General features: G+C 44.8%; 4 protein-coding genes and 1 pseudogene. All 5 read left to right on the top strand.

Translation table 11 applies throughout. The features are described 5' to 3' along the window. Window positions 1-2,886: pseudogene (locus Q3A68_RS18235) on the top strand (hypothetical protein); the annotation flags it as partial. A 135-nt stretch (window positions 2,887-3,021) separates the two neighbouring features. Next, the gene (locus Q3A68_RS18230) at window positions 3,022-4,323 is read left to right on the top strand and encodes a T9SS type B sorting domain-containing protein (protein ID WP_302902555.1); all 1,302 of its coding nucleotides are present in this window, start codon (window positions 3,022-3,024) and stop codon (window positions 4,321-4,323) included. 63 nt (window positions 4,324-4,386) lie between these two features. Then, window positions 4,387-5,352 carry a PorP/SprF family type IX secretion system membrane protein gene (locus Q3A68_RS18225; RefSeq protein WP_302902554.1) on the top strand — a complete coding sequence of 322 codons (966 nt, stop codon included), beginning with the start codon at window positions 4,387-4,389 and terminating at the stop codon, window positions 5,350-5,352. 20 nt (window positions 5,353-5,372) lie between these two features. Continuing rightward, on the top strand, window positions 5,373-7,334 hold the full coding sequence (locus Q3A68_RS18220; RefSeq protein ID WP_302902553.1) for an OmpA family protein: 1,962 nt from the start codon (window positions 5,373-5,375) through the stop codon (window positions 7,332-7,334). A gap of 80 nt (window positions 7,335-7,414) precedes the next feature. Then, on the top strand, window positions 7,415-8,266 hold the full coding sequence (locus Q3A68_RS18215) for a hypothetical protein (protein WP_302902552.1): 852 nt from the start codon (window positions 7,415-7,417) through the stop codon (window positions 8,264-8,266). Window positions 8,267-8,287 lie beyond the last annotated feature (21 nt).

The following is an 8,287-nucleotide window of genomic DNA, read 5'->3' as shown; positions in this document are numbered from 1 at the left end:
GGACCTCAAGGCTCGGCTGGAGCAGACGGTGCAACAGGGTCTCAAGGTCCAATAGGCTTAACTGGTGCTACCGGTGCTACCGGCCCTGCTGGAGCAGATGGTGCTACCGGTCCGCAAGGTCCAATAGGTTTAACTGGTGCTACCGGCGCGACTGGAGCTGATGGTGCAACCGGTGCTCAAGGTCCAATAGGTTTAACTGGTGCTACTGGACCTCAAGGCTCGGCTGGAGCAGACGGTGCAACAGGGTCTCAAGGTCCAATAGGCTTAACTGGTGCTACCGGTGCAACGGGTGCTACTGGAGCAGATGGTGCAACAGGTCCGCAAGGTCCGATTGGTTTAACAGGACCTACTGGTGCCACCGGAGCAGATGGCGCTACGGGTCTTCAAGGTCCGATTGGTTTAACAGGACCTACTGGTGCCACCGGAGCAGATGGAGCTACGGGTCTTCAAGGTCCGATTGGCTTAACAGGTGCTACTGGAGCTACGGGGGCTCAAGGTCCAACTGGAGCAGATGGCGCAACCGGTCCGCAAGGTCCAATAGGTTTAACTGGTGCTACCGGCGCGACGGGTGCGACTGGCGCTGATGGTGCAACCGGTCCACAAGGTCCAATAGGCTTAACTGGTGCTACTGGACCTCAAGGCTCGGCTGGAGCAGACGGTGCAACAGGGTCTCAAGGTCCAATAGGCTTAACGGGGGCTACCGGGGCTACCGGCCCTGCTGGAGCAGATGGCGCAACCGGTGCTCAAGGTCCAATAGGTTTAACTGGTGCTACCGGTGCAACGGGTGCTACTGGAGCAGATGGTGCAACAGGTCCGCAAGGTCCGATTGGTTTAACAGGACCTACTGGTGCGACCGGAGCAGATGGCGCTACGGGTCTTCAAGGTCCGATTGGCTTAACAGGTGCTACTGGAGCTACGGGGGCTCAAGGTCCAACTGGAGCAGATGGCGCAACCGGTCCGCAAGGTCCAATAGGTTTAACTGGTGCTACCGGCGCGACGGGTGCGACTGGAGCAGATGGCGCAACAGGCCTGCAAGGTCCAATAGGTTTAACTGGTGCTACTGGAGCAGACGGTGCAACAGGGTCTCAAGGTCCAGTAGGCTTAACTGGTGCTACTGGAGCTACGGGTGCTACTGGAGCAGATGGTGCAACAGGTCCGCAAGGTCCGATTGGCTTAACAGGTGCTACTGGAGCTACTGGGGCTCAAGGTCCAACTGGCTTAACAGGTGCTACTGGAGCTACTGGGGCTACTGGAGCAGATGGTGCAACAGGTCCGCAAGGTCCGATTGGTTTAACAGGACCTACTGGTGCCATCGGAGCGGATGGCGCTACGGGTCCTCAAGGTCCGATTGGCTTAACAGGTGCTACTGGAGCTACTGGGGCTCAAGGTCCAATTGGAGCAGATGGTGCGACCGGCCCTGCTGGAGCAGATGGCGCAACAGGCCCGCAAGGTCCAATAGGTTTAACTGGTGCTACAGGAGCAGATGGTGCAACAGGTCCGCAAGGTCCGATAGGTTTAACAGGAGTTACCGGAGCTACCGGCCCTGCTGGAGCAGATGGCGCAACAGGCCCGCAAGGTCCGATTGGTTTAACAGGACCTACTGGTGCCACCGGAGCAGATGGCGCTACGGGTCTTCAAGGTCCGATTGGCTTAACAGGTGCTACTGGAGCCACCGGCGCGACAGGCCCTGCTGGAGCAGACGGTGCGACTGGTCCACAAGGCGGGATTGGCTTAATATTAAATGGCACGAACACTACAGTTTCGGGTTCAGGCACAGCAGGCGATCCATATAAAATAAATACGCCAGCATCAGCTTTAACTCAAAATACATCAACCGGCGTTATAACTTTCACTAATGAAGCCAGTACCGTTGTAAACGCCAAAGTTGTAAGTACAGATGCAGGTAACCTTATAACTACAGGGGCAGATGGAGGCGCAAAATTAAATGCAGCAGCATTACCTGCAACAACTGTTTCCAACACATCAACAGCAAATAATTTAACAACCACTGTAAACGGCGTAACAGGTGCGGCTGTCCCGATGGTAAATACTAATGTTTTAACCAACACAAATGGTAATTTAATTTCTACGGTAAATGGCGTAGCTTCCGCGTCTGTACCTGTTTTGATTTCTGCGAATAACGGCTTGACGGCTACCAATGGTAACGTTCAGTTAGGTGGAGCATTGAGCAAACCAACTACAATTTCAACCGATGCAACAAACACGCTTACATTATCGGGTTTACAAACAGGTGCTGGTACTGAAGGCATTGTAGTTGCTGATGCAACCGGCGTCGTAAAAACACTACCACAATCAACGTTAGCCATTGAACCATGGGATGTGCAAAGTACAACCACAAAAGCAACGCTAAATACCCAGAATATTTTTATGACTGGCGGAGTAGCGATAGGGCGAAACTCGTTTTTCGGCGGTGTGGGAACCGCCGGTACCCCAGGTGCAGGTAATGAAATGCTTTCTGTAAATGGGTCGATCGTGACCAATTCCAGTGTTTATGCGGATTATGTGTTCCAGGATTACTTTGATGGCACTTCAAAAATCAATAAGGATTACAAATTTAAAAGTTTAAACGAGGTTGCTGATTTCATAAAAACGAACCGGCATTTGCCGGGCGTAACTCCTATTAAAGATCTGAAAAAAATGCCTGACGGCGGCTATGCTGTTGACATGACCAGGTTATCGGTGCAATCATTAGAGAAACTGGAAGAACTCTACCTCCACGTAATTGATCAACAAAAGCAAATAGAAGCTAAAGACAAAGAAGTTGAAGCGCTTAAAAAATCTCAGGTGCAAATGAACGAACGTTTGGAAAAGCTTGAAAAACTATTGCTTGATAAGGATGAAAAGAAGGTTAAAGCCGAAAGATAAAATTGAACCAAACAATATGGAATAAAATAATTGCCTCTATCCTGCCTATGAGCTACCAAATGAAAACAGGACGGATTCACGAAGATTTCAAATGCTTGGTGAATTTTTCTACCAAACAAGTTGAAATTAACAAAAATGAAGGTTACTGAAATGAACAAATTACTTGGCGGTGCATTGTTACTGATCCTGTTCTTGCTGGGTGTTTCTGAACTTCACGCCCAAACAGGAAAGGGAAGCATGACAGTAGACAATTCATCGGTATATATTTCTGCTGGTACAACAGAAATGCGGTTTTCTGAAGGTAGTTATTTTGGACCCAATGCCAATTGGGTGATCGACGGCACGCTTGAGATATGGAGCAAGAATGTCTGGTTAGCGCCTACCGCTGCCTTCAGTGGTAAAGGTAACATCGTAATCCATAATCCTGGCGCCAACCCGGTCTATACCAAAATGTCTTCGGGGCCGACATATATCGATGGGAACAACGGGACATTTATCAACCTGCTTATAGAGCATCAGAATAATCAAAATATTGTTTTAAATGATATCCAGGATCCCGGTTACGGTACAACAAACCCCAATGCCGAAGCATCCGCGGCACTAAATATAGGTGGGACTCTCAATCTGGCTGTTGATCACGCTAACTTAATCCTCAACGGTAATAATCTTTCCTTTAACACAAGTGGCCAGTTATTAAACTTTGAAAGGAATCGTATGGTATCTACAGGCAATAGCATATCCGGGCATGTTGTAAAAGAATATGCAGACAGTTCAACATTTATTTTTCCAGTTGGTATTGAAGAAGGCGATTATACACCCGCAACAATCACATCACCTGGTGCCGCCAAATTGTTCGTCAGTGTACAGGATTATGCGGCGTCTTTTACCAAAGGCTTCAATACTGAACGTGGTATGGACAGAAGCTGGCACGTTTATTCTTCAACACCGCTAAAAGTTACCATGATACTGCACCATAATTCAAGTAGTAACGGCTCTTTATTCAAAGATCCTGATGCTGTAATATCTCAGTATAACGGGGGCAATAACTGGACTTATTTAAAAACCATTAACCCGGCAAACAGCATACACACTACATATGATGCCAATCTAATATCAAATTTAAGTGGTAATGGTGTGTGGTTTACGAAGTATTCACTAACCAACTTAGTAATTCCAACCCTCTTTTCACCAAACGGCGACGGAATTAATGATGCATTCGAGATTAGAGGAATCGATCAATTTGCTGAGAACGATCTTATGATCCTTAATCGCTGGGGAGGTGAAGTATATAAACAAACAAATTATAAAAATAACTGGAGCGGAGAAGGACTTAATGAGGGGACCTATTATTATATATTACGTGTGAAGCGAAATACTGGATCTGATTGGCAGGTTTATAAAGGTTATATCACATTGATAAGAGCATTTACAAAATAGAATATGGGCAGATATGGATCTGGAGTAACAAGTTTATCCCATATCATACAGGCGGTCGTAAACATGAAAAAAATTATATTTATAGTTGTTTTATTGGTGAATGTTCATATTGCCAAAGCCCAGCAGGATGCGCAATTCAGCCAGTACATGTTCAATGGAATTTATGTAAATCCGGCTTATGCAGGTTACAAAGAACAGTTGAATATCCAAGGGTTTTACCGTGATCAGTGGACAGGGTTCCCCGGAGCCCCTAAAACGATGTCGATTGCGATAGATGCGATAGCCAATGACAATAAGGTTGGGCTGGCTTTTCAGGTGTCGAATGACCGGCTTGGGGCTCAAAGCAATCTTGGGGCTTATGCGAGTTACGCGTATCGTTTGCAAATGAACTCAGAGGGTAGCGCACGTTTGGCATTCGGATTGAGTTTTGGATTTGTCCAATTGGGCATTGACGGATCAAAATTGAACCCCGATGACCCTGAGCCATATCAGCCTTTAGGTTTCCAGGGCAAAGTGATGCCGGATGCACGCACCGGGGTGTATTATGCCGATGATAAGTTTTTTGCTGGCTTGTCCGCAGACAACCTGGTATCGCAGTTTTTTAAAGTAGGCAGTTACTCCTTTATCCCACAGCCCAAACCTCATTATTATTTAACAGCCGGGACGCTTGTTCCTTTGTCGGAAGAGGTTTTGTTAAAACCATCTTTTCTTTTAAAGGACGACCGGGCAGGCCCAACTAGCCTGGATTTGACAACATTTCTAATATGGCATGAAAATTTTTGGATAGGATGTTCCTATCGTACAGATGTAAAACTATATAACAAGAGTAATTTACAAAAGGGCTTAACCCAAAATAACTCCATTGTAGGGACCGTCCAATTATTTTCAGTTAAAAACTTCCGTATTGGCTACTCTTATGACATGGCTATCGGCGCTTTGCAAGGATATACTGGTGGAACACATGAAATATCGTTGGGATACTTTTTCCCATCAAAGAGCTCAAGGATGTTCACTCCAAGATATTTTTAAAAGGAAAGACTTTTATACAAATGAGAAAAATTTTAACCATATCGTTTTTTGTGACTTCCTTGCTGTGTTTATGGATACCTGCAAAAGCCCAATATGTCATTAAACAGGCAGATACCCAATATGAATTATTCGATTATGTAAAGGCCATCGACTTATATGAACAGGCTTATCGTCAAAAACAAACGTTGCATGCAGCAGAACGCTTAGCCTCGTGCTATTACCTCGTGCAGAATTATAAAGAAGCTGAAAGCTGGTATGCTATAGCTTCGGCTATGCAAGGTAGTGATCCATCCGATCTGCTGAATTATGCCAGGGCATTGCAAAACAATTCGAAATACCTGGAAGCTAAAGATGCATACAATAAATATGCGGCAATGAACAATAATGTCACCCAGGCTCAAAGAAACACCTGGCTTTCGTCATGCGATTCGGCAATGATATGGATGAAAAGCCCTGAACATGTTAACATTGACAATCAAAAAACTCTAAACAGCCAACAATCAGACTGGGGAGCGATTGCTTACAATGACGGCGTTGTTTTTGCCTCCGACAGGCCCAGCAGCCCTTCTGAACGTCAAAAAGGAACTAAACCATTTTTAAAATTTGACGGAGGCCACAAACCGGATAAAAAGGTTTATGGGTGGACAGGAAACGGTTATTTGCGGTTATATTATCAAAAAGAAAATCCAGGAGACGTACAGGCATTCCCTGTTACAATAGGTTCAAATTATCATAACGGACCTGCAAGTTTTACGGCAAATGGGGATGAAATGTATTTTACGTTGACGCGAATACCCAAAAAACTTGAATATGAAAAAGGGAGAATAGCTACCATTAATGTAGAAATTTATAGCTGTAAAAAAGATAGTGCAGGTAATTGGTCAGCTCCAGTAGCATTCAGATACAATAATCTAAATAGCTATTCTGTTGGCGATCCTTACATTAGTCATGATGGCAATATATTGCTTTTTGTATCCAATATGCCTGGCGGTATGGGTGGTACTGATATATATTATTGCCGGAGGGATTCTGCAGGTCAATGGGGAAAACCGGCCAATATTGAATCTATCAACACGCCGGGCAATGAGCGAACGCCTAGCTTTGGTGACGACAATAGTTTCTATTTCAGTAGTGATGGCCGTGTTGGCATGGGGGGCCTGGACATATATAAATCTAAATGGATTAATGGTAAAGTGACCCCGCCTGTAGATTTGCATTATCCATTTAATTCACCACAGGATGATTTTGCCTACCTTGCAACAACACCAACCAGTGGCTATTTTTCATCCAATCGCCCGGATGGTATGGGCAGTGATGATATTTACAAATATACAGTACAGAAAACGATCATATTTGCGCTTGAGGGGACAGCATATGATAAAGACACAAAAGAGCCGCTTTCAAAGGCCGTTATTTCATTGACATCGGCAAACGGTTCAACTGTAAAGGCACAAACCGACGTTGATGGAAGGTACAGATTTAGCCTTGATACCAATTCAAATTACAATCTACTTGGTGAAAAAACCGGTTATCGCAATGATGGCAACTCAACTGTTACAACTGTCGGGTTGGCACACTCAACTACCATTAGGAAAGATCGTTACTTCGAAAAGATTAAGCTAAATGTGGAGATAGTTTTAAAAGATATCTACTACGATTTTGATAAGGCGAATATCCGACCGGATGCAGCCAGGGAACTCGATAAGCTTGTCAAAATAATGCAGGATAATCCTACTATATGGATCGAACTTGGTTCCCATACAGATAGCCGTGGAGGTGACGCGTATAACCAATGGTTATCTCAGAGGCGGGCGAATTCGGCAGTACAATATATTATTGACCGGGGTATCAATAAAAACCGCATCACGGCAAAAGGATATGGAGAAAGCCGGCTGGTAAATGGCTGTAGCAATGGTGTGCCATGTTCTCCGGTCGAACACCAGGCCAACAGGAGAACGGAATTTCATATAGTTAAATATTAGTGTAAATATTACCAACTGAAATAAAGAAAAATTTAGTCGGCAGTGAACATACTATCGCGAAGACTTAAAAAAGCATAAAGATGAAAAGACAATACATTTACAAAATAGCGATTATTTTAACAGGATTCTTCCATATCTGCAATGGCTTGTATGGACAAACCAGCAACACTGGCATCGGCACCCTCACACCGGGTAGTAAACTTACCATTAACGGTTCTTTTGCCGCCACTTACAATAATATTACCGCTACTACTTATACCTTGCTGGCCAGCGACTATTATCTGGCTTGGAACGGAAGCTCTGCCGGTAACATTACATTACCTGCTGCCATCTCAGGAACGGGCAATTTTAGCGGCCGGGTATATCACATTAAGAATACAAGCACAAGCAATTCCCTCACTATTGCCGCCAATGGCAGCGAACTTATGGACGACCAGAGCGGGCCGGGTGTTGCCAGTATAACACTACCTGCGGGTTATTACGGTATGTTTATTTCCAAAGGCACTACCAGTGGCACTACATGGGAAGTTGCCATCGTAGGCAGTAGTGTTACATCATTTGCAAATAACTGGACTCCTTATACAGGAACATTAATTAATCCTTTTGGAGGATCTACGGGTGGTTCCGGTTTCGCTACAGGAGTATCAGTGACAATCCCGGCAAAAGGCTGGTATTTTTTCCGTTGTGGAATGGCAATTCAATCCGATTGTAATGACTATTTCTTTTATATTAACGGAATTGGAGATGTCTGGAGAAGCTACTGTGGATCTGCTGCCTCCGTTATTTTTATTCCCCGAGATCAAAATCGCGTATTATATTTCGCAACGCCAGGAACCTACACAGTGTTAGCCGGTAAAACTAATGGTGTAGTTCCAACTTTTAACATCGGTAATCCTTCTTTTTATTTAGATTTTGTAAAGTTTCAAAATTGATACGGTATTAACCTATTATTG

Origin of the sequence: Mucilaginibacter tolerans (genome assembly GCF_030519375.1) — a bacterium.
Taxonomy (GTDB): Bacteria; Bacteroidota; Bacteroidia; order Sphingobacteriales; family Sphingobacteriaceae; genus Mucilaginibacter.
The sequence above is the reverse complement of the archived record's forward strand: the minus strand, read 5'-3'. Positions and strand labels throughout refer to the sequence as shown.